The organism is Mycobacterium sp. NGS66 (assembly GCF_059812225.1).
This window is the reverse complement of the sequence record NZ_JCALCG010000021.1, coordinates 27,921-50,776: the sequence shown is the minus strand read 5'-3', so window position 1 is coordinate 50,776 and position 22,856 is coordinate 27,921. Positions and strand designations below refer to the sequence as shown.

26 protein-coding genes are annotated in these 22,856 nt (G+C 67.1%); 21 read left to right on the top strand and 5 right to left on the bottom strand.

Annotated features, from left to right (window positions below; genetic code table 11):
• The first annotated feature begins 316 nt into the window (after positions 1 to 316).
• Genes AC5Y2L_RS27285 through AC5Y2L_RS27265 form a run of 5 tightly spaced genes read left to right on the top strand, consistent with a single transcriptional unit; the run spans position 317 to position 4,339 of the window.
• Positions 317 to 1,282 carry a Rieske (2Fe-2S) protein gene (locus AC5Y2L_RS27285; protein WP_499939372.1) on the top strand — a complete coding sequence of 322 codons (966 nt, stop codon included), beginning with the start codon at positions 317 to 319 and terminating at the stop codon, positions 1,280 to 1,282.
• The gene (locus tag AC5Y2L_RS27280) at positions 1,279 to 1,764 is read left to right on the top strand and encodes a hemerythrin domain-containing protein (protein ID WP_499939373.1); all 486 of its coding nucleotides are present in this window, start codon (positions 1,279 to 1,281) and stop codon (positions 1,762 to 1,764) included. Before AC5Y2L_RS27285 ends, AC5Y2L_RS27280 begins: the two co-directional genes overlap by 4 nt.
• A gap of 46 nt (positions 1,765 to 1,810) precedes the next feature.
• Entirely contained in the window at positions 1,811 to 2,575 is a 765-nt protein-coding gene (gene pcaH / locus AC5Y2L_RS27275; protein ID WP_499939375.1) for a protocatechuate 3,4-dioxygenase subunit beta, read from the top strand.
• On the top strand, positions 2,568 to 3,119 hold the full coding sequence (gene pcaG, locus AC5Y2L_RS27270) for a protocatechuate 3,4-dioxygenase subunit alpha (RefSeq protein WP_499939376.1): 552 nt from the start codon (positions 2,568 to 2,570) through the stop codon (positions 3,117 to 3,119). The genes pcaH and pcaG overlap by 8 nt, the downstream gene beginning before the upstream one ends.
• A complete protein-coding gene (locus AC5Y2L_RS27265; RefSeq protein ID WP_499939378.1) occupies positions 3,116 to 4,339 on the top strand; it encodes a lyase family protein in 1,224 nt (407 codons plus the stop codon). The genes pcaG and AC5Y2L_RS27265 overlap by 4 nt, the downstream gene beginning before the upstream one ends.
• Here AC5Y2L_RS27265 and AC5Y2L_RS27260 read toward each other — a convergent pair.
• Both AC5Y2L_RS27260 and AC5Y2L_RS27255 read right to left on the bottom strand, forming a co-directional pair.
• Positions 4,336 to 5,910 carry an adenylate/guanylate cyclase domain-containing protein gene (locus AC5Y2L_RS27260; protein WP_499939379.1) on the bottom strand — a complete coding sequence of 525 codons (1,575 nt, stop codon included), beginning with the start codon at positions 5,908 to 5,910 and terminating at the stop codon, positions 4,336 to 4,338. The two genes, AC5Y2L_RS27265 and AC5Y2L_RS27260, sit on opposite strands and share 4 nt — an antisense overlap.
• Positions 5,911 to 6,046: 136 nt before the next feature.
• Positions 6,047 to 6,358: a DUF2249 domain-containing protein gene (locus tag AC5Y2L_RS27255; RefSeq protein ID WP_499939382.1), complete on the bottom strand. Its 312-nt coding sequence runs from the start codon at positions 6,356 to 6,358 to the stop codon at positions 6,047 to 6,049.
• 235 nt (positions 6,359 to 6,593) lie between these two features.
• Between AC5Y2L_RS27255 and AC5Y2L_RS27250 the strand changes: the two genes are divergently transcribed.
• Genes AC5Y2L_RS27250 through AC5Y2L_RS27235 form a run of 4 tightly spaced genes read left to right on the top strand, consistent with a single transcriptional unit; the run spans position 6,594 to position 9,079 of the window.
• Positions 6,594 to 7,268, top strand: a complete 675-nt coding sequence (locus tag AC5Y2L_RS27250) for a helix-turn-helix transcriptional regulator (RefSeq protein ID WP_499939384.1) — start codon at positions 6,594 to 6,596, stop codon at positions 7,266 to 7,268.
• A gap of 56 nt (positions 7,269 to 7,324) precedes the next feature.
• Positions 7,325 to 7,699 carry a hypothetical protein gene (locus tag AC5Y2L_RS27245; RefSeq protein WP_499939458.1) on the top strand — a complete coding sequence of 125 codons (375 nt, stop codon included), beginning with the start codon at positions 7,325 to 7,327 and terminating at the stop codon, positions 7,697 to 7,699.
• A 28-nt stretch (positions 7,700 to 7,727) separates the two neighbouring features.
• Complete coding sequence (locus AC5Y2L_RS27240; protein ID WP_499939386.1) at positions 7,728 to 8,075, top strand: cupin domain-containing protein; 348 nt, start codon at positions 7,728 to 7,730, stop codon at positions 8,073 to 8,075.
• Positions 8,076 to 8,134: 59 nt separating this feature from the next.
• Complete coding sequence (locus AC5Y2L_RS27235) at positions 8,135 to 9,079, top strand: NAD(P)H-dependent flavin oxidoreductase (protein ID WP_499939459.1); 945 nt, start codon at positions 8,135 to 8,137, stop codon at positions 9,077 to 9,079.
• Between the two features lie 36 nt (positions 9,080 to 9,115).
• On the opposite strand, the gene AC5Y2L_RS27230 is transcribed toward AC5Y2L_RS27235, so the two are convergent.
• Positions 9,116 to 9,802, bottom strand: coding sequence for a helix-turn-helix transcriptional regulator (locus AC5Y2L_RS27230; protein WP_499939387.1), 687 nt, complete (start codon positions 9,800 to 9,802; stop codon positions 9,116 to 9,118).
• Positions 9,803 to 9,899: 97 nt separating this feature from the next.
• On the opposite strand from AC5Y2L_RS27230, the gene AC5Y2L_RS27225 reads away from it, so the two are divergent.
• The gene (locus AC5Y2L_RS27225) at positions 9,900 to 10,367 is read left to right on the top strand and encodes an Rv2617c family stress response/phage resistance protein (protein ID WP_499939389.1); all 468 of its coding nucleotides are present in this window, start codon (positions 9,900 to 9,902) and stop codon (positions 10,365 to 10,367) included.
• On the opposite strand, the gene AC5Y2L_RS27220 is transcribed toward AC5Y2L_RS27225, so the two are convergent.
• Positions 10,336 to 10,839, bottom strand: a complete 504-nt coding sequence (locus AC5Y2L_RS27220) for a DUF1990 domain-containing protein (RefSeq protein WP_499939391.1) — start codon at positions 10,837 to 10,839, stop codon at positions 10,336 to 10,338. The two genes, AC5Y2L_RS27225 and AC5Y2L_RS27220, sit on opposite strands and share 32 nt — an antisense overlap.
• Between AC5Y2L_RS27220 and AC5Y2L_RS27215 the strand changes: the two genes are divergently transcribed.
• Entirely contained in the window at positions 10,803 to 11,735 is a 933-nt protein-coding gene (locus AC5Y2L_RS27215) for an aldo/keto reductase (RefSeq protein ID WP_499939393.1), read from the top strand. The two genes, AC5Y2L_RS27220 and AC5Y2L_RS27215, sit on opposite strands and share 37 nt — an antisense overlap.
• A 156-nt stretch (positions 11,736 to 11,891) precedes the next feature.
• On the opposite strand, the gene AC5Y2L_RS27210 is transcribed toward AC5Y2L_RS27215, so the two are convergent.
• Positions 11,892 to 12,965, bottom strand: coding sequence for a M42 family metallopeptidase (locus AC5Y2L_RS27210; RefSeq protein WP_499939394.1), 1,074 nt, complete (start codon positions 12,963 to 12,965; stop codon positions 11,892 to 11,894).
• Between the two features lie 89 nt (positions 12,966 to 13,054).
• Between AC5Y2L_RS27210 and AC5Y2L_RS27205 the strand changes: the two genes are divergently transcribed.
• The 10 genes from AC5Y2L_RS27205 to pdxT all read left to right on the top strand — a co-directional run bounded on the left by AC5Y2L_RS27205 (position 13,055) and on the right by pdxT (position 22,846).
• A complete protein-coding gene (locus AC5Y2L_RS27205; protein WP_499939461.1) occupies positions 13,055 to 13,681 on the top strand; it encodes a PaaI family thioesterase in 627 nt (208 codons plus the stop codon).
• Between the two features lie 137 nt (positions 13,682 to 13,818).
• Entirely contained in the window at positions 13,819 to 15,933 is a 2,115-nt protein-coding gene (gene thrS / locus AC5Y2L_RS27200; protein ID WP_499939396.1) for a threonine--tRNA ligase, read from the top strand.
• Entirely contained in the window at positions 15,930 to 16,511 is a 582-nt protein-coding gene (locus AC5Y2L_RS27195) for an ATP adenylyltransferase (RefSeq protein WP_499939398.1), read from the top strand. Before thrS ends, AC5Y2L_RS27195 begins: the two co-directional genes overlap by 4 nt.
• Positions 16,508 to 17,173 (top strand): phosphatidylinositol phosphate synthase, encoded by a 666-nt coding sequence (gene pgsA / locus AC5Y2L_RS27190; protein WP_499939400.1) that lies wholly within the window; start codon positions 16,508 to 16,510, stop codon positions 17,171 to 17,173. Before AC5Y2L_RS27195 ends, pgsA begins: the two co-directional genes overlap by 4 nt.
• Positions 17,170 to 18,168 carry a phosphatidylinositol mannoside acyltransferase gene (locus AC5Y2L_RS27185; RefSeq protein WP_499939402.1) on the top strand — a complete coding sequence of 333 codons (999 nt, stop codon included), beginning with the start codon at positions 17,170 to 17,172 and terminating at the stop codon, positions 18,166 to 18,168. Before pgsA ends, AC5Y2L_RS27185 begins: the two co-directional genes overlap by 4 nt.
• Positions 18,168 to 19,292 (top strand): glycosyltransferase family 4 protein, encoded by a 1,125-nt coding sequence (locus AC5Y2L_RS27180; RefSeq protein ID WP_499939404.1) that lies wholly within the window; start codon positions 18,168 to 18,170, stop codon positions 19,290 to 19,292. Before AC5Y2L_RS27185 ends, AC5Y2L_RS27180 begins: the two co-directional genes overlap by 1 nt.
• Positions 19,293 to 19,300: 8 nt before the next feature.
• A complete protein-coding gene (locus AC5Y2L_RS27175; protein ID WP_499939463.1) occupies positions 19,301 to 20,353 on the top strand; it encodes an NUDIX hydrolase in 1,053 nt (350 codons plus the stop codon).
• A 145-nt stretch (positions 20,354 to 20,498) separates the two neighbouring features.
• Positions 20,499 to 21,407 carry a pyridoxal 5'-phosphate synthase lyase subunit PdxS gene (pdxS, locus tag AC5Y2L_RS27170; protein ID WP_499939406.1) on the top strand — a complete coding sequence of 303 codons (909 nt, stop codon included), beginning with the start codon at positions 20,499 to 20,501 and terminating at the stop codon, positions 21,405 to 21,407.
• 9 nt (positions 21,408 to 21,416) lie between these two features.
• On the top strand, positions 21,417 to 22,253 hold the full coding sequence (gene tesB, locus AC5Y2L_RS27165) for an acyl-CoA thioesterase II (protein ID WP_499939408.1): 837 nt from the start codon (positions 21,417 to 21,419) through the stop codon (positions 22,251 to 22,253).
• Positions 22,250 to 22,846 carry a pyridoxal 5'-phosphate synthase glutaminase subunit PdxT gene (gene pdxT, locus AC5Y2L_RS27160; RefSeq protein WP_499939409.1) on the top strand — a complete coding sequence of 199 codons (597 nt, stop codon included), beginning with the start codon at positions 22,250 to 22,252 and terminating at the stop codon, positions 22,844 to 22,846. Before tesB ends, pdxT begins: the two co-directional genes overlap by 4 nt.
• Positions 22,847 to 22,856: the final 10 nt, after the last annotated feature.

Genomic DNA, 22,856 nt, shown 5'->3' with positions numbered 1-22,856 from the left:
GGATGTTCTCGCAAACTGCGTCGACGTTCACCTGCACCAACTCGATTGTCTGCTATCCAGAAATACACTCTGTAATGTAGACAATCTCGCGAACGTGGGCCCGAGTCAACGTTGACGGTTGCGGCGGCTTCTCATTCAGCCTTGGGCAAACTCACAGCTAGCTCACAAGTCACAGCTCCGCTCTGGCATGGAAACCGAAGCTACGGTGGTGACGGCGATTTCGTTGAGTGCGCAAGAGCGAATCAGTATGGCGATATGCTCCGATGTTGCGTACAGCAGCAGCGATCTAATCCGTATCTGAGGAAGGACTGATGTCATGGTCGATCGGTCTCGGGGCGCCGACGGTCGATTGCAGAAATTCGGGTCGCGGGTATTGACAGCTATCGGTCGGCAAGACTGGCTGGATCGGCCCAGCTACCGGTTGGAGCACGCGCTCAGCTTCGCCTACAACGCGCTGGGGGGTGCGCGTGATCGCGTCACCAACGCGCTGCACGGCGTCTGGCTCGGGCATCCGGTCCATCCGCCGCTGGCGTCGCTGACCAGCGGGGCGCTGGGCACCACCGTCGCCCTGGATGCCCTCAGCCTGCTACCGGGCCGGCCCACCACCGAGGTGCTGGACGCGTCCAGGTTCGCCGCCCGTTCCCTGGGCCTGGGGATCCTGGCGAGCATCGGTTCGGCGGTCACCGGCGTCACCGACTGGCAGCACACCCATGAGGCGGACCGTCGGGTTGGGCTGGTCCACGGCCTGGTGAACCTGGCCGCCACCGCGCTGTACGCCATGTCCTGGTGGGACCGGCGCCAAGGCCGACACCACCGCGGCATCGCGCTGACCGCGCTGGGTTATGTCGTCACCGCCGGCGGCAGCTACCTGGGCGGGGCGCTGGTGTTCTCGTCCGGCATCGGAATCGACCAGTCGGGTCAGCGGTTGCGCACCAGAGAATGGACACCCGTGCTGCCCGCGAGCTCGTTGAACGGGAAGCCGGTGCGTGTCGAGGTCGACGGCGTCGGGCTGGTGGTATGCCAGACCAAACCCGGTGAGGTCAGGGCTTTCGGGGAGTTCTGCCCGCACCTGGCGGCGCCGATGGCCGACGGCTGGGTCGACCGGGGCCGCGTCGTATGTCCCTGGCACGGTTCGCGGTTCGAGGCGGACTCGGGCGAGGTGGCGCGTGGCCCGGCGGCGGCTCCGCTGCCGTATTACGAAGCCCGGTTGGTAGACGGAATGATCGAGGTCCGCGGCGGGGAACAGCCCGCTTTGCGCGCAGGGGAGGGAATATCCAAGTGAACGCCTACGACGTCTTGAAAGAACATCACGTCGTGCTAAAAGGGCTGGGCCGCAAGGTAAGTGAGGCGCCGATCGACAGCGAGGAGCGCCACGCGCTTTTCGACGAGATGCTTATCGAGCTCGACATTCACTTCCGCATCGAAGACGACCTGTATTACCCGGCGCTGGCGGCCGCCAGCAAGCTCATCGCAATCGCCCATGCCGAGCATCGCCAGGTGATCGACCAGCTTTCCGTCGTGCTGAGGACGCCGCAGAGCGCGCCCGGCTACCCCGACGAGTGGAACTCCTTCAAGACCGTCTTGGAAGCTCATGCCGACGAGGAGGAGCGCGACATGATTCCCGCTCCGCCTCCGGTGCAGATCAGCGACGAGGAGCTCGAGGAGCTGGGCAACAAGATGGCCGCCGCGATCGAGCGGTACCGCGGCTCCGCACTGCACAAGCTGCGGACGAAAGGCCGGGCCGCGCTGGTACGCGCGTTGTAGGCCGTGCGTCGGATTTCGGCGACGCCGCGAGGTAACCTCAGCTTCCGTGGAGGCCGCGTCGGACCCCGTTGCGTCGCAAGCCGACATCAGCGCGGAGATCGCCCGGATCGCAGCCGCACACCGGCGCACCGGACAAACCCAGTTGCTGGACTACCCGCCGTATCGCAGCAGCACGCTGCGCCACCCGAAAAATCCGCTACTGGCCGTCGATCCCGAGGAGCTCGAACGTTGGGGGCCGTGCTTCGGGCCGGAGGACGTCGACGCGCTGGACGCGGACCTGACGGCCGGTCATGCGGGCGAGCCGATCGGGGAGCGGATCGTCGTCACCGGGCGGGTGCTCGACGGGTCGGGCACGCCGGTGGCGGGCCAGCTCGTCGAGATCTGGCAGGCCAACGCCGCCGGTCGCTACCACCATGAACGCGACCAGCACCCGGCTCCGCTCGACCCCAACTTCACCGGCGCCGGCCGATGTCTGACCGGGCCGGACGGCAGCTACCGGTTTGTGACCGTCAAGCCCGGACCCTATCCATGGCGCAACCATCACAACGCGTGGCGGCCGGCGCACATCCACTTCTCGGTCTTTGGTACCGCTTTCACCCAACGTCTGGTCACCCAGATGTACTTTCCGGGCGACCCGTTGTGCGATTTGGATCCGATCTTTCAATCGATCGTCCATCCTTTTGCGCGCCAACGGCTTATCGCCGCGTACGACCACAGCGTCACCGAGCCCGAGTTCGCGACCGGCTACCGGTGGGACATCGTGCTGTGCGGTAGTCGCCAGACCTGGACCGAAAGCCCGCACGGTGACTGAATTGGCTTGTACCCCAGGGCAAACGGTCGGCCCGTTTTTCGGGCTGGCATTGCCGTATCGCGGCGGCAGTTCCCTGGTCGGCGAGACGCACCCGGACGCCGTCGCATTGCACGGAACGGTTTACGACGGCGCGGGTCAGGCTGTTCCTGACGCGCTGGTCGAACTGTGGCAGCGCGACAGCGCGGGTCACCTTGCGCGACAAGCCGGTTCGCTGCGCCGCGACGGTTGCGGGTTCACCGGCTGGGGCCGCGCCGCCACCGACAGCGACGGCCGCTACGCCTTCACCACGGTGCCCCCAGCTCGCCAGGGAGCATTCTTCGCGATCACCGTATTCGCGCGAGGATTGCTGAACCGATTGTTCACCCGCGCTTACCTGCCCGACGCTGATGTGGACGCCGATCCGCTGTTGTCCAGCGTCGACCCGAGGCGACGGGCCACCCTACTGTGCGTCGCCGAAAGCGGTTACCGTTTCGATATTCATTTGCAGGGGCCACGCGAGACCGTATTTCTGACGTTCCATGACGTTGCAGACGATCCGCGATGACCAACCTGTTGTGGCCCGGCGACGAGCGGGCGGGCGGGCTCATGACGGATCAGTCATTGCTGCACTCCATGGTCGCGGTGGAATCGGCCTGGCTGGGCTCGCTGGCCACCGCCGGTCTGGCGCCCGCCGACTGCGCCGGCGCCGACCTGCGGCACCTGCTGGGCCCACGAGACTGCGAACTGCTCGCGGTCACCGCCGAGGACGGCGGCAACCCGGTCATCGGCCTGGTCTCGCTGCTGCGCGAACGGGCGACCCCCGCGATCGCGTCGTGGATACACCGCGGACTCACCAGTCAGGATGTCATGGACACCAGCCTCATGCTGGGCCTGCGTGACGTCGCCGATCGCTTGGTATCCACTCTGGCAGAGCAGGTTTCGACGCTGTCGGCACTCGTGTCGGCCCACCGGTCCACACCCATGGTGGCCCGCACCCTGACCCAGCATGCGGCTCCCACCACGTTCGGCGCCAAGGCTGCCGGCTGGCTCAACGGTGTCGTCGACGTGTATCGGCAGATCAACACGCTGGCCACCCCTGCGCAGTTCGGCGGAGCTGTGGGAACCTGGGCTGCCACAACCGAATTGGCCACACTCCTGACTGGGGCCGCCGACCCGGCGGCGGTTGCCGAGAACGTAGCCCGAAGCGCCGCGGCAACTCTGGGGTTGGACTTCCGCGCGCCATGGCACACCACCCGGACGCCGATCACCGCGGCCGCCAACGCGCTCGTCGGGTGCACCGACTGCTGGGGCCGCATTGCTTCGGATGTCGTCATCCTGGCCCGTCCGGAGATCGCCGAGTTGAGCGAGCCCGTCGCCGAAAAGCGGGGCGGCTCATCGTCAATGCCGCACAAGCGCAATCCCGTGCTGTCCATTTTGATTCGCCGCGCCGCCATCTCGGCACCCCAATTGGCCGCGACCCTGCACAGCGCGGCCGCGCTGGCCCACGACGAACGCCCGGACGGGTCCTGGCATGCGGAATGGGACACCCTGCGGACATTGGCCCGACGCGCGGTAGTGGCCGGCTCCCAGTGTGTCGAGCTCCTGGCCGGGCTGCAGGTACATGCCCACAAGATGGCCGAGAACCTCAGCGGCACAGATGTTCTCGGTGAGCAACGTGCCATCGCCGACCTGGCCGACAGTGCCCCGTCGCCAACCTATTTCGGTGCCGTCGACCGGCTGATCGACGCGAGTCTCCAGGGCGCCCGACGGGCCCTCGGCGGTTAACGATCGATTCTGCGCAGGACTTCCGTTCTGACAGCAGCGATCTTGTCGCCGAGCACCTCGTATACCTGCAGCGGCTCCGCCTTGCCCTTGACCTGCATCCGTGGCAGCTCGCGCACCGTGAAGACCTTGCCGGTGGCCTCGTAACACTCTCGGGTGATCAGCACGTTGGTGCTCATCTTCTGATTCAGCGACTCGACCCGGTTCGCCACGTTCACGGTGTCCCCGATCACGGTGTACTCCATCTTGCGGTCCGAACCGATGTTGCCGGCGATGAGCGTGCCAGTGTGCAAGCCGACGCCGACGTCCACTTCGACGCCGCCGTGCCTGCGCTGCTGCTCGTTGAAGCGCGAGACCTCCTCGATCATCCGCAACGCGGCACGAACGGCGCGGGCGGCGTCATCGGGCTTGGGCACCGGCGCACCGAAAACGGCCATCACGGAGTCGCCGATGAACTTGTCCACGATGCCGCCCTCGTCGAACACGATGTCGACCATGCGCTGCAGGTAGTCGTTGAGAAAGCCGACCACCTCCTCGGGGAGCAGTCGCTCGCTGATCGAGGTGAAGCCTCGAATGTCGCTGAAAAGCACTGTGGCGGTGAGCTTTGCGCTCAGCCGTCCGCCGTCCCTGATGTTCAGCGCTTCCCGCACCACGTCGGCCGGCACATACTTCTGAAAGATTTGGCGCACCCGCTTCTCGGCCTCACGCGACTCGGCGACCTCGTCGAACAGCCGGGCGTTCTCGATGGCTATGGCCGCCTGATCGGCAAAGGCGTGCAACAGGTTCTGCGACTCTTCGTTGAATTTCGTCTCGGTGAACTTGCTGTCCACGTACAGCGCGCCCAGGATGCGCTCCTTCAGCCGCAGCGGCACACAGATCAGCGAGCGCACTTCCAAAGCCATGATGGACTTCGACCCGCGCAGCGAGGTCTGAGCATCGGTGGTCAACACCGGCTCGCCGGTCTCCGTCACGCTGTCCAGCACCGAACGTGAGATCAGCTTCGAGGGGTCATCGATGTCGGTCCGGTCGCGCTTGCGAGCGACTTTGAAGTCGAGTGCCCCGTCGTGCATCAGGATCAGGAACCCGCGCTCGGCCTTGATCAGCTCGATGCCTTTGTCGACGATCGTTTCCAGCACCTTCGCCATGTCTAGTTCGCTGTTAAGCGCTTTGGTGGTTTCGATGAGAGCGGTGATGTCGCGCAGTTTCTGGCTGGTGATCCGCTGAGATTCCTTGCTCTCGGCCAGCGCGGCTTTGGAAGTGGGGGCCGTGGCCGCCACGCCACCCAAGCCCTCGTCGGGCACAAAGTAGAGCACCGTGGACGCCAGCTGGATGCGGTCTCCGGCACGCAGCGTGTGCTGGGTGACCGCCAGGTTGTTCACGAATGTGCCGTTGAAGCTGCCGAGGTCGCGTAGTACCCAGTGCCGGCCGCTGCGGCGGAACTCACAATGGCGTCGGGACAGGCCCGGGTCGTCCAGCCAGAAGGTGTTGTCCGGCGCGCGACCGACGCTGGTCGTGTGGTCGCTCAGCTCGAAGACGTCATCCTGGTCTCCGCGCAGGACGATCAGCTTGGCCAACCGAGTTCTTCAGATACTGCGGGAGCGTCCGACATAATCCGAGATTAGAGCGTGCCCAACAACCCTGTTGGGTATTCAGCGACCCGCTGCGAGCGTCCGTCGTTTCCGCGTCATCCTCGCTCGTCCAACGTGGGCGCTATGGACGAAAAGTTATCGGGATGCGTACAAATCCCCCACGTTCGACGATCCGCCGCCATGCTGAGGTTGGGCACGGGGTGGATGCGAGCTTGGTGATCCGAATTCGCCAGACCTGGGGACCTCTGTCGAGATACTCCCAGTCGTAGCTGCCGGGGTGATCGGACTCGAACTCGTCCCGCAGGTGCTTGGGGTCGTGGTTGTTCACCAGCACGAACGACTCGCCGACCGGCAGTGCCGTGTAGGTGGCGAAGATCGTGGGGTGCTTGTCCGGCTTGCGCAGCTGCCGGACGTCAAGTTCGTTGTCTGCCATGGAGTCTCCGCTGGGTAGTTTCTACAAATATACTTGTGTAAACTCTAGTCCATGATGCGCGCGATCCGAAAGCGGTGCGTCGATGTGCTGGACCGGGCGGACCAAGGCGGCCGGACCATCCAAGCGAATCTGTGGACTGTCACTCATGTGAGCCCGCGCGCCGGGCTGATGCGATTTACTACGAAGACGACCTGCTTGAGTAGTTGCAACCCAGGCCGGCCGACGCACGAGGAGCGTGAGCGACATTAGGCCAAACGACGAGAATGTGGGTCGCCGCCGCGCGGTGCTGCGGACCTTGCGGGCATCGACCGCTCCGATGAGCATCATCGACATCGCCGACGTGCTCGGTGTGCATCCCAACACCGTGCGCTTCCACCTCGACAGCCTGGTCGGCGACGGCCAAGTGGAGCAGGTGGAGCCTGGCCGCAAAGGCCCGGGGCGCCCGCCGCTGATGTTCCAGGCCGTCCGGCAGATGGATCGCGGCGGCACCCGTCATTACAAGCTGCTTGCCGAGATACTCAGCCTGGGGCTGGCCGCCGACGATGATCCGACCGCCAAGGCGCTGGCCGCCGGCCGAGCCTGGGGACGCAAAGCCGACTCGGGAGCGGGCGCCGAAGAACCCGTCGCGAGCGTCGAGGAATCGATCGAACGCCTGGTCGACGTGCTCGACGAGCTGGGATTCGCTCCCGAGTTGCGCACCTCCGACGGCGAGAAGCAGGTCGGCCTGCGGCACTGCCCGTTCCTGGAGCTGGCCGAAACCGGCAGCAACGTGGTCTGTCCGGTCCACCTCGGACTTATGCAGGGAGCTTTGGAGACCTGGTCGGCGCCGGTCACCGTCGACCGGCTCGAACCCTTCGCCGAACCGGATCTGTGTCTGGCCCACCTGAAGTTGGTGGGTGCCGCCAGGTGACAAGCCACACCGCCGGACCCGCCATTGCTGTCGCGGTGACCTTCGTCTGGCTTGGCATGGTGCTGGCCATCTCCTTCCTCGAAGCGCCGCTGAAGTTCCGGGCGCCCAACGTGACGCTGCAGATCGGACTGGGCATCGGGCGGCTGGTGTTTCGTGCGCTCAACACCGTCGAGGTGGCGTTCGCCCTGGTCATTCTGGCGATCGTGGTGGCCGGACCGACGCCGGTTCGGATCACCGTCGCGTTTGGCGTGGCGTTCGCCGCGCTGGCCGTCCAACTGATCGTCGTGCGTCCGCGGTTGAGCCGTCGTTCCGAGCAGGTGCTGGCCGGCTCGGAAGGGCCTCGCTCCCGCGGTCACTGGGCCTATGTCGGGTTGGAGGCGGTCAAGGTGGTCGCCCTGCTCGCGGCGGGGATACTGCTACTGACCAGCTGAGAGACAACGACTGATAAGGACTATCCCGATGGAATCCATTTCGCTGACCGGTTTGGCGTCCGAAAAGCTGGCCGAGGCGCGAAAGTCGCACAGTGGGCGCGCCGCGCACACCATCCACGGCGGTCACACCCACGAGCTTCGGCAGACGGTGCTCGCGCTGCTCGCCGGTCACGATCTATCCGAACACGAGAGTCCCGGCGAGGCGACGCTGCAGGTGCTGCAGGGCCACGTGCGCCTCACCGCCGGTGATGACTCCTGGGACGGCAAGGCCGGCGACTACGTGGCGATCCCGGCGCAGCGGCATGCCCTGCACGCCGTGGAGGATTCGGTGGTGATCCTGACCGTGCTGAAGTCCCAACCCGGCGCCGCGCACTAACGGTGGCGATCGCGAGCGCGGCGGAGCCGGGCGAGGCGGGTCGTCACTATCAGGGCGCGGTGCTCGCCACCCCCTGGTCGCGCGGCTTCGGCCTGAAAGTGCCGGTCGTCAATGCGCCGATGGGTGGGGTCGCCGGTGGCCGGCTGGCCGCCGCGGTGACCGCCGCCGGCGGGCTGGGCATGGTCGGGATGGGCAGCGTGGCGACGCGCGAGGCGCTGGCCGCCGAGCTGCGGCAGGTGAGCGGCAGGTTCGGCATCGGGCTGGTGGACTGGGTGATGTGCAAGCAGCCGGGCCTGTTCGAGGATGCTCTGGCCGCGCGGCCCGCGCTGCTGTCCGTGAGCTTCGGCACCGACTGGGCCTGGGTCGCCAAGGCGCACGACGCCGGAATCGCCACGGCCACACAGGTTTACGACGCTGATGGAGCGTGTGCGGCGGCTGACGCCGGAGTCGACATCCTGGTTGCGCGCGGCGCCGAGGGCGGTGGTCACGGGGAAGTGCGCCTGTCCACGCTGCCGCTGCTGGACGCCGTGTTGGATGCCGTTTCGGTGCCGGTCCTGGCGGGCGGCGGGATCGCCTCGCCGCGCAGCCTGGCTGCGGTGCTGGCCGCCGGTGCCAGCGGGGCCTGGGTAGGCACCCGGCTGGCGGCCTGTCCGGAAGCGCTCACCGGCGCCGCCAGCCGTCGGGCCCTGATCGCGGCCGGCGGGACCGACACGCGCGTCACTCGGGTCTTCGACGTGGCTTACGGGCTGCCCTGGCCGGCCCGGTTCCCTTCCCGCGTGCTGGCCAACGACTTCGTCGAGCACTGGCTGGGACGGGAGGAGACGCTGGCGTCCGATCGGTCGGCGGGCGCGGAGCTGGCAGCCGCGACCGCTGCCGACGACCGGCGGATCGCGCCCGTCGACGCCGGCCAGGGCGTCGGCATGGTCGATGGCGAGGCGACGGTGGCTGAGGTCATCGAGACCATGTGCGCAGGCGCAGAACGTCTGCTCAGCGCTTGGACCTGACGCCGAGCGTTGCCCTGACGTGACGCTCGGCGGGACTCAGTTGCCGCGCTTCAACACGACGCAACACCGGTTGGCGCCGGGGCACAACCGGGCCTCGGGGCTGTGCGGCGCCTGCGCCTCGGTTACGCCGGTGACCAGCGCGTGGTTCATGTTGCAGGCCAACTCCGTCTGTTCCTGGGCCAACGCATGGAACGGGCAGTTGGCCAGGTGGACTTCGCCGTCGGCCGGCCGGGGTTCGTAGCCGTACCGGCGCAGCACATCGACCACCAGCCGCAAAGCCGTCGCCGCATCAGGCGGGGGTTCGCCCGCCGCCGCACCGATCGTTTTGCCGTGATCGCGGGCGACCCGGTTGAGCACCTCGAGCACCGGCTCGCCGGTGGTAGCCGACCGGGCGATGGCGGTCGCCATCAGCCGTCCGGCCAGCTCGTACTCGCGTTGGGGCAAGCTGACCGCGATGTCGCGGCCGGCCCGGCGATACAGCTTGGCGGTCCGGCCGGCGCCGGGGCCGGACCGTCCGGTCAGCCGCGCATAGTCGGTTTCCAGCAGGCCCTCGGCGGTAAGCCGGTCCAGGTGGAACTTGGCCTGGTGATGCGGGATCCCGACGGCGTCGGCGGCCTGCTCGCGGCTGACCGGCGCGGGTTGTGCGCACACGAACTGGTAGAGCCGGTGGCGCACCGGATCGGCAAGCGCGCCGATGCCGGCAGCGTCACGCTCCAAGGTCATGCAGGCGCCTCATTTCTAACAGACAAAACTCTTGACGTTACAGTCCGGCGGGTTCTAACGTTCACATTATTACCTGTTAGAACCTCGGGAGGAAGTCATGACCACCAAGCAAGCCAACGTGCCAGCCCTGGCGGACCAGGTCAAAGACCCCGCTTACTCGGCGTACCTGCTGCTTCGCATGGTGTTCACGATCGCGCCGATCGTGTTCGGGCTGGACAAGTTCTTCAACCTGCTCACGCACCCGCATCACTGGAGCATGTACCTGGCGAGTTGGATCGACGACATCGTTCCGGGTACCGCCGACCAGTGCATGTATGTGGTCGGGGTGATCGAGATCGTCGCCGGTGTCGTTGTCGCGGTTGCGCCGCGCTTCGGTGCCTGGCTGGTTGCCGCGTGGCTGTGCGGCATCATCATCAACCTGGTCACCGGGCCTGGCTTCTACGACATCGCGTTGCGCGATTTCGGTCTGTTGGTCGGCGTGCTTGCGCTGGGCCGGCTGGCCCAAGGTGTGCACACCGGGAGCATCCGGCCCGTCACACCGCGCGCAGGTAGCGCTGGGCAATGACGCGCTGCGCCAGCGTCACCATTGGCCCGCCGGCCTTGCTCCACCAGGTACCCGGCCGGGAGAATGCCGTCACCTCCGCGAACACCGCGGAGGTGTTCGGGTCCCGGCGGACCGCGAACCGTTCCTCGCCGGACTCCGGATGGCCCGGCAGTGTGCCGTAAGCGAAGCCGCGCACGTCGGGTTCGTCGATGACGTACACCACCCGGCATGGCGCGCGCAGCAAGCCCAGCATCTTCACCACCACCACCGCGGAGACCACGACGACGTCCGAGCTGGCCTGCACCCGCAGGCCGGCGCCGCGCTGCATACCCCAGTGCATGACGGCATCGGCGGCCTGCTCGAAACGCTGGTCGCCGGTGCCAATCTGTGCCGACGCGCGTAGGTGGTGGTATCCGGGGGGGAGCTGGGCCGACACGGTGGCGCCTACTTCCTGGTATGTCAGCGGCTGATCGGCGAGTGCGTCCAAGTCCACCAGGCCAGCTTGCCACGCGTACGGTCGTAGACGTGACCGCTCAAGCATCTGGAACTTTCACCCTCGGCGGCGATTTGACCGTCAACCGACTGGGATTCGGCGCGATGCGCCTGACCGGGAAGGGCGTGTGGGGCCCGCCGGCCGACCGTGACGAATGCGTGCGGGTTTTGCGCCGTGCCGTCGACCTCGGCGTGAACTTCATCGACACGGCGGACTCCTACGGCCCGTACATCTCCGAGGAGATCATCCGCGAGGCGCTGCATCCCTATTCCGGCGTGGTGATCGCGACCAAGGCGGGGCTACTGCGGACCGGCCCGGACGTGTGGATCCCGTTGGGCAATCCGAGTTACCTGCGTCAGGAACTCGAGATGAGCCTGCGCCGCCTCGGCGTGGACACCATCGACCTGTTCCAGCTGCACCGCATCGACACGAACTTCCCGCTGGCCGACCAGGTGGGCGAGCTGGCCACGTTGAAGGAGGAGGGCAAGATCCGCCATATCGGTCTGTCCGAAATAGACGTCGACCAACTCAAGGCGGCCCAGCAGGTCACTGAGATCGTGTCCGTGCAGAACATGTACAACCTGGCGGCCCGTAACGCCGAGCCACTGCTGGATGCCGTGAGCAGTCAGGGCATCGGCTTTATCCCGTGGTTCCCGCTGGCCGCCGGGCCGCTGGCCGCGCCTGACGGCCCGCTGCAGCGCATCGCCGCCGACCACGATGCGACGCCGTCGCAGCTGGCGCTGGCCTGGCTGCTGAAACGCTCGCCGGTGATGCTGCCGATCCCCGGGACGTCGAAGGTTAAACACCTGGAGGAAAACGTCGCCGCTGCGGAGATCACCCTGACCGACGAGGAGTTCGAGACCCTGGCCGCGGCGGGGGCTCAGCAAAGCGACTAGGCGCGCTCACTGGTGTGAAACGTTGGCGCCGGGTGTGAAAGGAGGGCGGGAAAATCGCCCAGATCCCTGTCTATCTTCACTTTGAAAGCCCTGCATTCACGCTCAAGGCCGTGAGTTCACGCTGAAGGCCCTGCATTCACGCTCAAGGCCGTGAGTTCACGCCGAAGATCCGTCGCGCCCAAGGAAGGCGACCAGAACGTCGGCGATCGCCGGAATCGCTCCGCGGGTGATGACCTCATAGCCGTGAGTGCTCAGGGTCGGCAGGCATAGCAGGCCCGCTCGTGGTGCGAAACCGTCAGCCTTGGAGTGTGAAGCGTCGGACTCAAAGGCGCCCAGCACCGCTGCCTGCGGCGACAGTCCCAGCTTCGAGGCCACGTCCATCAAAGCGTCGGCGACCTCCTTGTCGTATACGCACAGCGCGTCGCTGTAGGCCACGATCGGGCCGCCGCCGACCGTCGTGCCGTACTCCGCCTCGGTCGGCCCAACCTCCACCGCGATGGTCAGCTCTCCGGGTAGGTGGCGACTCGCATAAGTACCGCCGACTCCACCGATTTCCTCGTTGGTGGTGAAGACGAAATAGACGTCGGCCGCCGGCGGGCTGCCCGCCTGCGACAACCGTCGCGCCGCCACCAGCAGCGCAGCAATCGCTGCCCGGTCGTCCATGAAGTAGCAGCCAAGGTAATTGCCGAACTCGATCAACGCCCGCTTGCTTCGATGCACGCACACGCGGGTGCCGGGACCGATACCGCTGCGGGCCAGCTCTTCAGGTGTGTGACCGGTGAAGACGTAGACGTGCGTCCAATCCAGCGCCTTGTCGCCATGGTCCGGCTTGGTCTCCCAAATGCGCTGACTCTCTTGAGTGGTGTGCTCCGAACCGAGGGTCAGTACCCCGCACAACGTCTCGTCGCCGAGTATCGCGACCGGGCCGAGCCCGAAATTGCCGGGGTACATCGTCCCCAACTGGGTGACATGCAGGGTGCCGTCGGATTCGACGCGCTTGACCAGCATCGACAGCTCGTCCATGTGCGCCATGACCCGGATCGCCGGGGCGTCGCCGCCGCGGATCAATCCGATGAGGTTCCCGGCGGCATCGACCCAGGTCTCCTCGACGAGTGGCTCGAGCTCGCGGCGGCAGATATCCCGGACGGCGTTCTCCTGTCCGCACGGGCCATACGCGCTGAGGAGTTCTTGCAGCAGGTCGCGGTTGAACTCGTCGTCGTCGTTGCCCACCAGATCCCCTCCGTCTCGACTCCAGCCGGTCGCAATCAGGAGTACCCACGATCGGGTCCGACGCGTAGCAGCCGTTTGACTACGGTGTTCTGGTGTCCGGCAAGCATCAGCATCACCCCGGCGGCGGATTCAATCCGCCCGTTCCCACCACCAAGGGTGGCCCTGACTACGGCCGGTTCATCGACGCGGTGCGCAAGCTGCAGGACCACGCCCGTGCGGTCGACGCACCCGACGAGGTGATCACCGAGGCCGCCGACACCCTGGAAAAGCTGTCCAAGATGCTGGCGCCTTTCGACGCCGACGAATGGGAGTCGCCGTCGCGACGCCGGATGGACCTGCCGGTGCGCGGCAACATCCTGACCATCCCGATGTCTGCCCATAAGACCGACGATGGGCGCATCCGCGGCTGGGCCCGCTTCGCCCGGTTCCACCTGGGACGCAACGGCGCCGTGCACGGCGGGGCGCTGGGGATGCTGTTCGACACCGTGCTCGGGCTGACCACCTCAGTCCTCACCGGCAGCCCCCGCCAGCGCACCGCCTACCTGAAGATCGACTACCGCCACATCGTGCCGATCGAAAAGAAGCTGCAGATCGAGGCCGGAATAGACCAGGTGGACGGACGCAAGATCTTCGTCTCGGGGCGGTTGAGCGACGGGGAGACGTTGCTGACCGAAGCCGAAGCGTTGTTTGTGCGGCTCAAGCCCGGGCAGCCCTAAAAGATTGAGGGCGTTCGTTCGTCGCGTTCGGCCCCGGCGAGCCGTAACAGCCCCCCGATAACATTGCTAGGGCCGGCTAGGGCTGGCGAGGTCCATTAGTGGCCATCAAACACGCACAAACCTGGAGACCAACCGCGATGAGCGCCCCCGCACAACCCGTCTCGGGAGCCGACGGCGGCGACCCGCGGTACCCGCCGGGCGCACCGATACGGGTCCCCGCTGGGACTACCGCCGCGGCGGCGGTCGCCGAGGCGGGCTTGCCGAGGCGGGGCACGCCCGACGCGGTCGTGGTCGTCCGCGACGCCGACGGCAAGCTGCGCGATCTGAGCTGGACGCCGAACGCCGACGCCGAGGTCGTCCCGGTGGCGGCCAACACCGACGAAGGCCGCAGCGTCATCCGGCACTCGACCGCCCACGTGCTGGCCCAGGCCGTTCAGGATCTGTTCCCGCACGCCAAACTGGGCATCGGGCCGCCCATCACCGACGGGTTCTACTACGACTTCGACGTGGCCGAGCCCTTCACCCCGGAGGACCTGGCCGCGCTGGAAAAGCGCATGCGGCAGATCGTCAAGGAAGGACAGCTGTTCGACAGGCGCGTCTACGAGTCCAAGGACCAGGCGCGTGCGGAGCTGGCCGACGAGCCCTACAAGCTCGAACTCGTCGACGACAAGTCGGGCGATCCGGACGTGATGGAGGTCGGCGGTGACGAGCTGACCGCCTATGACAACCTCAATCCCCGTACCCGTCAACGGGTCTGGGGCGACCTGTGCCGCGGCCCGCACATCCCGACCACCAAGCACATCCCGGCGTTCAAGCTGACCAGGAGCTCCGCCGCCTATTGGCGGGGCGATCAGAACAACGCGAGCCTGCAGCGCATCTACGGCACCGCATGGGAGTCGCAGGAAGCCCTGGACCGTCATCTCGAACTCATCGAGGAAGCTCAGCGCCGCGACCACCGCAAGCTCGGCGTGGAGCTTGACCTGTTCAGCTTCCCCGACGAAATCGGCTCCGGCCTGCCCGTTTTCCACCCGAAGGGCGGGATCGTGCGTGCCGAGCTGGAGGACTACTCGCGGCGCAAGCACATCGAGGCGGGCTACCAGTTCGTCAATACCCCGCACATCACTAAGGAGCAGCTGTACATCACGTCGGGCCACTTGGAGTGGTACGCCGACGGCATGTTCCCGCCGATGCACATCGACGCGGAATTCAACGAGGACGGCACGGTACGCAAGCCCGGGCAGGACTACTACCTCAAGCCGATGAACTGCCCGATGCACCATCTGATCTACCGGTCCCGCGGACGGTCGTATCGCGAACTTCCGTTGCGGCTCTTCGAGTTCGGCAGCGTGTACCGCTACGAGATGTCCGGCGTGGTGCATGGCCTGACCCGGGTGCGCGGCATGACCCAGGACGACGCGCATATCTATTGCACGCGCGAGCAGATGCGCGACGAGCTGGCCTCATTGCTGCGCTTCGTGCTCGACCTGCTGGCCGACTACGGCCTCGACGAGTATTACCTGGAGCTCTCCACCAAAGACCCGGACAAATACGTCGGCTCCGCGGAGGTGTGGGACGAGGCCACCGAAGTGCTGCGTGAGGTCGGCGAGGCCTCCGGTCTGCACTTGGCTCCCGATCCCGGCGGCGCGGCGTTCTACGGCCCCAAGATCTCGGTGCAGGTCAAGGATGCGCTGGGACGCAACTGGCAGATGTCGACGATTCAGCTGGACTTCAACATGCCGGAGCGGTTCGACCTCGAGTACACCGCCAGCGATGGCTCGCGGCAGCGGCCGGTGCTGATCCACCGCGCGCTGTTCGGGTCGATCGAGCGGTTCTTCGGCGTCCTCACCGAGCATTACGCCGGCGCCTTCCCGGCCTGGCTGGCGCCCGTCCAGGTGGTGGGCATCCCGGTCGCCGACGAGCACATCGCATATCTGAAAGACGTTGCGGCCCAGTTGAAGTCACTCGGAGTACGGGTCGAGGTGGACGACAGCGACGATCGGATGGCCAAGAAGATCGTGCACCACACCAATCAAAAGGTGCCGTTCATGCTGCTGGCCGGGGACCGCGACGTGCAGGCCGGAGCGGTGAGCTTCCGGTTCGGTGACCGCACCCAACTCAACGGCGTACCCCGGGACGCGGCGGTGGCAGCCATCACGAGTTGGATCGCCGATCGCCAAAATGCCGCTCCCACAGCAGAACTGGTAAAAATGCCGCCCCCGGAGGAGCCCGGAGCGCTCGGAGAAAAACAGTGAGTGACCCGGAGCGTTCAGCGGGCGCGGATCGCGGCGACGACACCATCTTCGACACCGGCGTCGGCGAGCGTGACCAGCTGCAGCGGCTGTGGACGCCGTACCGGATGAACTACCTCGCCGAAGCGCCGATGAAGCGCGACGACGACAGCCATGCCCAACCTTTTAGTGAGATCCCGCTCCTGTCCGACGAAGAAGGTCTGGTGGTCGCCCGCGGCGAACTCGTCTACGCCGTGCTCAACCTCTACCCCTACAACCCCGGGCACCTGATGGTGGTGCCGTATCGACGGGTTTCCGAGCTGGAGGATCTCACCGAGCCGGAGAGCGCGGAGCTGATGGCGTTCACCCAGAAGGCGATTCGCGTCATCAAGAAGGTGTCCCGGCCGCACGGCTTCAACGTCGGCCTCAACCTCGGCACGTCCGCCGGCGGGTCGCTGGCCGAGCACCTGCACGTGCACGTGGTGCCGCGGTGGGGCGGCGACGCGAACTTCATCACCATCATCGGCGGCTCCAAGGTGATCCCGCAGTTGCTGCGCGACACGCGCCGGCTGCTCGCCACGGAATGGGCCAGGCAATCATGAGCAAGCTGCCCTTCCTGTCCCGGGCGGCGTTCGCACGGATCACCAACCCGGTTGCCCGGGCGGCGCTGCGGATCGGCCTCACTCCGGACAGCGTCACCGTCCTGGGCACCGCCGCGTCGGTGGCCGCGTCGCTGACGCTGTTCCCGACGGGCAAGCTGTTCGCCGGCGTGTTCGTGGTCTGGTTCTTCGTGATGTTCGACATGCTCGACGGGGCGATGGCACGAGAGCGCGGCGGAGGCACCCGATTTGGCGCGGTGTTGGACGCGACCTGCGACCGGATCAGCGATGGCGCGGTGTTCTGTGGTCTGTTGTGGTGGATCGCGTTCCACCGGCACGACACCCTGCTGGCGGTGGCGACGCTGATCTGCCTGGTCACCTCGCAGGTCATCTCGTACATCAAGGCCCGGGCCGAAGCCAGCGGGCTGCGCGGCGACGGCGGGTTCATCGAACGTCCCGAGCGGCTGATCATCGTGCTCACCGGCGCCGGGGTGTCCGACCTGCCGACCATCCCGTGGCCGCCGGCCCTGGCCATCGCCATGTGGGGGCTGGCGGTGGCCAGCCTGATCACCTGTGTGCAGCGGTTGCACACCGTGTGGACGTCGCCCGGGGCTACCGATCGCATGACCGGACCCGCCGTCGGGCAGGGGAAGAGCGGGCCATGACGTCCACTCCATTCGGTACCCGTTTCGGCTCTCGACTGGGCCTGGGAGTCATTGGGGCGCAACGGCGTTTGGCCCGCAGCCTGGTCACCGATGCCGCGACCGACTGGGCGTACGCCACCGGCTGGATGGCGGTGCGCGCCATGCCGGAATTCGCCGCGCGCACCGCCTTCGACACCGGGGCGCGCTACGCCGCGCGCCGCGGCGGCCCCGAGCAACTGCGCAAGAACCTGGCCCGGGTCATCGGGGTGCCGCCCCACGACGTCCCCGACGCGCTGATGCGCGCCTCGCTGGCGTCCTACGCCCGCTACTGGCGCGAGGCGTTCCGGCTGCCGACGATGGACCATCGAGCGCTGGCCCAGGAGCTCGACGAATCATTCCGCGGCACCGACAACCTGGACGCCGGGATAGCCGCCGGCCGCGGGGTCGTGCTGGCCTTGCCGCACAGCGGCAACTGGGACATGGCCGGGGTGTGGTTGGTGCAAACGCGCGGGCCCTTCACCACCGTCGCCGAGCGCCTCAAGCCGGAGTCGTTATACCGGCGCTTCATCGACTACCGCCAGAGCCTCGGCTTCGAGGTGTTGCCGCTGTCCGGCGATGACCGGGCGTCGTTTCGGCCCCCCTTCGAGGTGCTCTGCGAGCGACTGGCCGACAACCGGGTGGTGTGCCTGATGGCCGAGCGCGACCTCACCCGCACCGGCGTCGAAGTGAATTTCTTCGGCGAACCCACCCGGATGCCGGCCGGGCCGGCGAAACTGGCGATCGAGACCGGGGCGGCGCTGGTGCCGGTGCATTGCTGGTTCGAAGGTGACGGCTGGGGGTTCTCGGTCCACGAGCCGCTGGACTGCAGCAGCGCAGACGTCGCCGTCGTCACCCAGGCGCTGGCCGACCGGTTCGCCACCAACATCGCGGCCCATCCCGCCGATTGGCACATGATGCAGCCCCAGTGGCTGGCCGATCTGTCGGATGCCAGACAGGCGTGGTTGAAGGAATCCTGATGCGGATCGGGATGGTGTGTCCCTACTCGTTCGATGTCCCGGGCGGGGTGCAGTCGCATGTGCTGCAACTGGCCGAGGTGATGCGCGCCCGCGGCAACGAAGTCAGCGTGCTCGCACCCGCATCGCCCGACGTGTCTCTGCCCGACTACGTCGTCTCCGCCGGCCGCGCGATCCCGATTCCGTACAACGGCTCGGTGGCGCGGTTGCAGTTCAGTCCGGCGGTACACGGCCGGGTCCGGCGCTGGCTGGCCGAGGGTGACTTCGATGTATTGCACCTGCACGAACCGAATGCGCCCAGCTTGTCGATGTGGGCGTTGCGGGTTGCCGAGGGCCCGATCGTAGCGACCTTCCACACGTCGACCACCAAGTCGCTGACGCTGACCGTGTTTCAGGGCGTGCTGCGGCCCTGGCACGAGAAGATCGTCGGCCGGATCGCGGTATCGGACCTGGCGCGCCGCTGGCAGATGGAGGCGCTGGGCTCCGACGCGGTCGAGATCCCCAACGGGGTCGACGTCGCATCGCTGGCGTCGGCGCCGCTGTTGGACGGCTATCCGCGGCCGGGCAAGACGGTGCTGTTCCTGGGCCGTTACGACGAGCCCCGCAAGGGCATCGCGGTGCTGCTCGACGCGCTGCCTAAGGTGGTGGAGCGCTTCAGCGATGTGCAACTGCTGGTGGTCGGCCGCGGCGACGAGGACCAATTGCGTTCTCAGGCAGGCGAATTCGCGAAGCACCTGTATTTTCTCGGTCAGGTGGACGACGACGTGAAGGCCTCGGCGATGCGTAGTGCCGACGTCTACTGCGCGCCCAACCTCGGCGGCGAGAGTTTCGGCATCGTCCTGGTCGAGGCGATGGCCGCCGGCACCCCGGTGGTGGCCAGTGACCTGGACGCGTTCCGGCGTGTCCTGCGCGGCGGCGAGGTGGGCTACCTGGTGCCCGTCGGTGACGGCGGCGCGCTGGCCGATGCGCTGATCGAGGTGCTGGAAAACGACGGGCTGCGGAAACAGTACGTGGCCGCGGGGTCGCAGGCGGTCGCCCGCTACGACTGGTCGGTGGTGGCCAGCCAGATCATGCGGGTATACGAGACGGTCGCCGGGGCGGGCACCAAAGTCCAGGTGGCCAGCTGATGACGTCGCTGACGATCGTGGTCATCGCGCTGGCGGCGCTGCTCTTTGTGCTGCTGGCCGTGTTCGGCGCCTGGGGGTATCAGCGGGCCAACCGGCTGGACCGGTTGAACGTGCGCTACGACCTGTCCTGGCAGGCGCTGGACAGTGCGCTGGCGCGGCGCGCGGTGGTGGCCCGTGCCGTGGCGATCGACGCCTACGGCGACTCGCCCGAAGGCCGGCGGCTGACAGCGCTGGCCGACGCCGCCGAGCGCGCGCCGCGCCAGCAGCGCGAAGCGTGCGAAAACGAGCTGTCGGCCGCACTGGCCATGGTTGATCCGGCGTTGCTGCCTGCTGGCCTGGTCGCCGAGCTCGCCGACGCCGAAGCCCGGGTATTGCTGGCCCGCCGATTCCACAACGACGCGGTCCGCGACACGCTGGTGCTGGCCGAGCGGCGCATGGTCCGGTTATTCCGGCTGGGCGGAAGAGCGCCGCTGCCAACGTATTTCGAGATCGCCGAGCGGCCGCATGCGTTGGCGCACAGCGACGTGGGCGCGTCGGGCGTGGTCAACCACCGCACGTCGGCGCGGGTGGTGCTGCTCGACGAGATCGGCGCGGTGCTATTGCTGTGCGGTTCCGATCCGGCGCGCGACACCCCGGCAGGCGGAGCGCCGCGGTGGTGGTTCACCATCGGCGGCGAAGTGCAGCCCGGTGAGCGCCTGGCCGAAGCCGCCGCGCGGGAGCTCACCGAAGAGACCGGCTTGCAGGTCAAGCCGAGCGACATGATCGGACCCGTCTGGCGACGTGACGAGGTCTTCGAGTTCAACGACGCGCTGATCGACAGCGAGGAATTCTTCTTCGTCTACCGCACTCAGCGGTTCGAGCCGTCGCTTACGGGACGCACCGAGCTGGAACGCCGGTACATCCACGGCCACCGCTGGTGTACCGCCGACGAGATCGCCGAGCTGGCGGCGGCCGGCGAAACCGTGTACCCCCTGCAACTGGCCGAACGGCTCGCCGATGCGGCCGCGATGGCCGACGCTCGCAGCACCGATCGCCCCCGCCAGTTGGAGTCGATCCGATAGTCGTCGCGAGGGTGCGCAAATGTACGCCAAAGCGGCGAAATCCCGTACATATGCGCACGCTCGCGGACAGGAAATGCGTCTGCTCGCGCTGGCTACGGTGACCCCTCATTAGACTGGGCGGACATCCAATTGAAGGAGATCAGCAGTGGGCAGCGCCCCTTCGAACGGTAGCGGCCAAACCGGGACCGCCCGGGTCAAGCGCGGCATGGCCGAGATGCTCAAGGGCGGCGTCATCATGGACGTCGTCACCCCCGAGCAGGCCAAGATCGCCGAAGGCGCCGGCGCCGTCGCGGTGATGGCACTGGAACGGGTGCCCGCCGACATTCGCGCGCAGGGCGGGGTGTCGCGGATGAGCGACCCGGACATGATCGAGGGCATCATCGCCGCGGTCACCATTCCGGTGATGGCCAAGGCGCGCATCGGACATTTTGTCGAGGCACAGATCCTGCAGAGCCTCGGAGTGGACTACATCGACGAGTCCGAGGTGCTGACTCCCGCCGACTACACCCACCACATCGACAAGTGGAAGTTCACCGTCCCCTTCGTGTGCGGGGCCACCAACCTCGGCGAGGCGCTGCGCCGCATCAGCGAGGGCGCGGCGATGATCCGCTCCAAGGGCGAAGCCGGCACCGGCGACGTCTCCAACGCGACCACTCACATGCGCGCCATCGGCGGCGAGATCCGCCGGCTGACGTCGTTGTCCGAGGACGAATTGTACGTCGCGGCAAAGGAATTGCGGGCCCCGTACGAGCTCGTCGTCGAGGTGGCTCGGGCCGGCAAGCTGCCCGTCACGCTATTCACCGCGGGCGGCATCGCCACCCCGGCCGACGCGGCGATGATGATGCAGCTCGGCGCCGAGGGCGTGTTCGTCGGCTCGGGAATTTTCAAGTCGGGCGATCCGGCGCAGCGCGCCGCCGCGATCGTCAAGGCCACCACGTTCTACGACGACCCCGACGTGCTGGCCAAGGTGTCGCGCGGGCTGGGCGAGCCGATGGTGGGTATCAGCGTGGAACAGCTTCCCGCGCCGCATCGTCTGGCCGAACGCGGCTGGTAAAAACGTCCCGTGGCGATCGAGGAGATCCTTGATCTCGAGCAACTCGAGGTCAACATCTATCGCGGCAGCGTGTTCAGCCCGGACTCGGGTTTCCTGCAGCGCACGTTCGGCGGGCATGTGGCGGGCCAGTCGCTGGTGTCGGCGGTGCGTACCGTCGATCCGCGCTACCGGGTCCATTCGCTGCACGGTTACTTCCTGCGCCCTGGGGACGCCAAGGAGCGCACGATTTTCCTGGTGGAACGCACCCGCGACGGCGGATCGTTCGCCACCCGGCGGGTCAACGCCATCCAGCACGGCGAAATCATCTTCAGCATGGGGGCGTCGTTCCAGACCCACCAGGAGGGCATCAGCCACCAGGACGACATGCCGGCCGCGCCGCCGCCCGACGGTCTGCCGGGACTGCAGTCGGTGCGGGTGTTCGACGACGCCGGGTTCAAGCAGTTCGAGGAATGGGACGTGTGCATCGTGCCGCGGGAGAAGCTGCAACGGCTGCCGGGCAAGGCGTCCCAGCAGCAGGTGTGGTTTCGGCACCGCGACCCGCTGCCCGACGACCCGGTGCTGCACATCTGCGCGCTGGCCTACATGAGCGACCTCACGCTCCTGGGATCGGCCCAGGTCACGCATCTGGACGTCCGTGAGCATCTGCAGGTGGCGTCGCTGGATCACGCGATGTGGTTCATGCGGCCCTTCCGCGCCGACGAGTGGCTGCTCTACGACCAGTCCTCGCCCTCGGCCAATGGTGGTCGCGCGCTCACCCAGGGCAAGATCTTCACCCAGCGCGGGGACTTGGTGGCGGCGGTCATGCAGGAAGGGCTGACCCGCTTCAAACGCGGCTATCAACCGTGAACGCCCCTCGGATCGGCGTCCTGGGCCTGCAGGGCGACACCCGCGAACACCTGGCGGCGCTGCGGGAATGCGGAGCCGAACCGATGACGGTGCGCCGCCGCAGCGAGCTGGACGCGGTGGACGCTCTGGTCATTCCGGGCGGGGAATCCACCACCATGAGCCATTTGCTAGTCGATATCGGCTTGCTGGAGCCGTTGCGGGCGCGGCTGGCCGACGGGCTGCCGGCCTACGGCGCATGCGCCGGAATGATCCTGCTGGCCAGCGAGATCTTGGACGCCGGCGCCGACGGCCGCCAGGCGCTGCCGCTGGCCGCTGTCGATATGACGGTGCGCCGCAACGCTTTTGGACGTCAGGTGGACTCGTTTGAAGGCGACGTGGCGTTCGCCGGGCTGGATGACCCGGTGCGGGCGGTGTTCATCCGCGCGCCCTGGGTCGAGCGGGTGGGCGACGGTGTGCAGGTGCTGGCACGCGCCGCCGACCACGTCGTCGCGGTACGCCAGGGGAAGGTAATGGCGACGGCGTTTCATCCGGAGATGACGGGGGACCGTCGCATCCATCAGCTGTTCGTCGACATCGTCACCGGCCGGCGCTAGCCGCGGGCGT

What these genes read in the sequence shown, in the direction of transcription:
- AC5Y2L_RS27285 (WP_499939372.1), top strand. Translation starts at nt 317, where the DNA reads ATGGTCGATCGGTCTCGGGGCGCCGACGGTCGATTGCAGAAATTCGGG.
- AC5Y2L_RS27265 (WP_499939378.1), top strand. Translation starts at nt 3,116, where the DNA reads ATGACCAACCTGTTGTGGCCCGGCGACGAGCGGGCGGGCGGGCTCATG.
- AC5Y2L_RS27255 (WP_499939382.1), bottom strand. Translation starts at nt 6,358, where the DNA reads ATGGCAGACAACGAACTTGACGTCCGGCAGCTGCGCAAGCCGGACAAG.
- AC5Y2L_RS27245 (WP_499939458.1), top strand. Translation starts at nt 7,325, where the DNA reads ATGGTGCTGGCCATCTCCTTCCTCGAAGCGCCGCTGAAGTTCCGGGCG.
- AC5Y2L_RS27240 (WP_499939386.1), top strand. Translation starts at nt 7,728, where the DNA reads ATGGAATCCATTTCGCTGACCGGTTTGGCGTCCGAAAAGCTGGCCGAG.
- AC5Y2L_RS27230 (WP_499939387.1), bottom strand. Translation starts at nt 9,802, where the DNA reads ATGACCTTGGAGCGTGACGCTGCCGGCATCGGCGCGCTTGCCGATCCG.
- AC5Y2L_RS27225 (WP_499939389.1), top strand. Translation starts at nt 9,900, where the DNA reads ATGACCACCAAGCAAGCCAACGTGCCAGCCCTGGCGGACCAGGTCAAA.
- AC5Y2L_RS27215 (WP_499939393.1), top strand. Translation starts at nt 10,803, where the DNA reads ATGTCAGCGGCTGATCGGCGAGTGCGTCCAAGTCCACCAGGCCAGCTT.
- thrS (WP_499939396.1), top strand. Translation starts at nt 13,819, where the DNA reads ATGAGCGCCCCCGCACAACCCGTCTCGGGAGCCGACGGCGGCGACCCG.
- pgsA (WP_499939400.1), top strand. Translation starts at nt 16,508, where the DNA reads ATGAGCAAGCTGCCCTTCCTGTCCCGGGCGGCGTTCGCACGGATCACC.
- AC5Y2L_RS27185 (WP_499939402.1), top strand. Translation starts at nt 17,170, where the DNA reads ATGACGTCCACTCCATTCGGTACCCGTTTCGGCTCTCGACTGGGCCTG.
- AC5Y2L_RS27180 (WP_499939404.1), top strand. Translation starts at nt 18,168, where the DNA reads ATGCGGATCGGGATGGTGTGTCCCTACTCGTTCGATGTCCCGGGCGGG.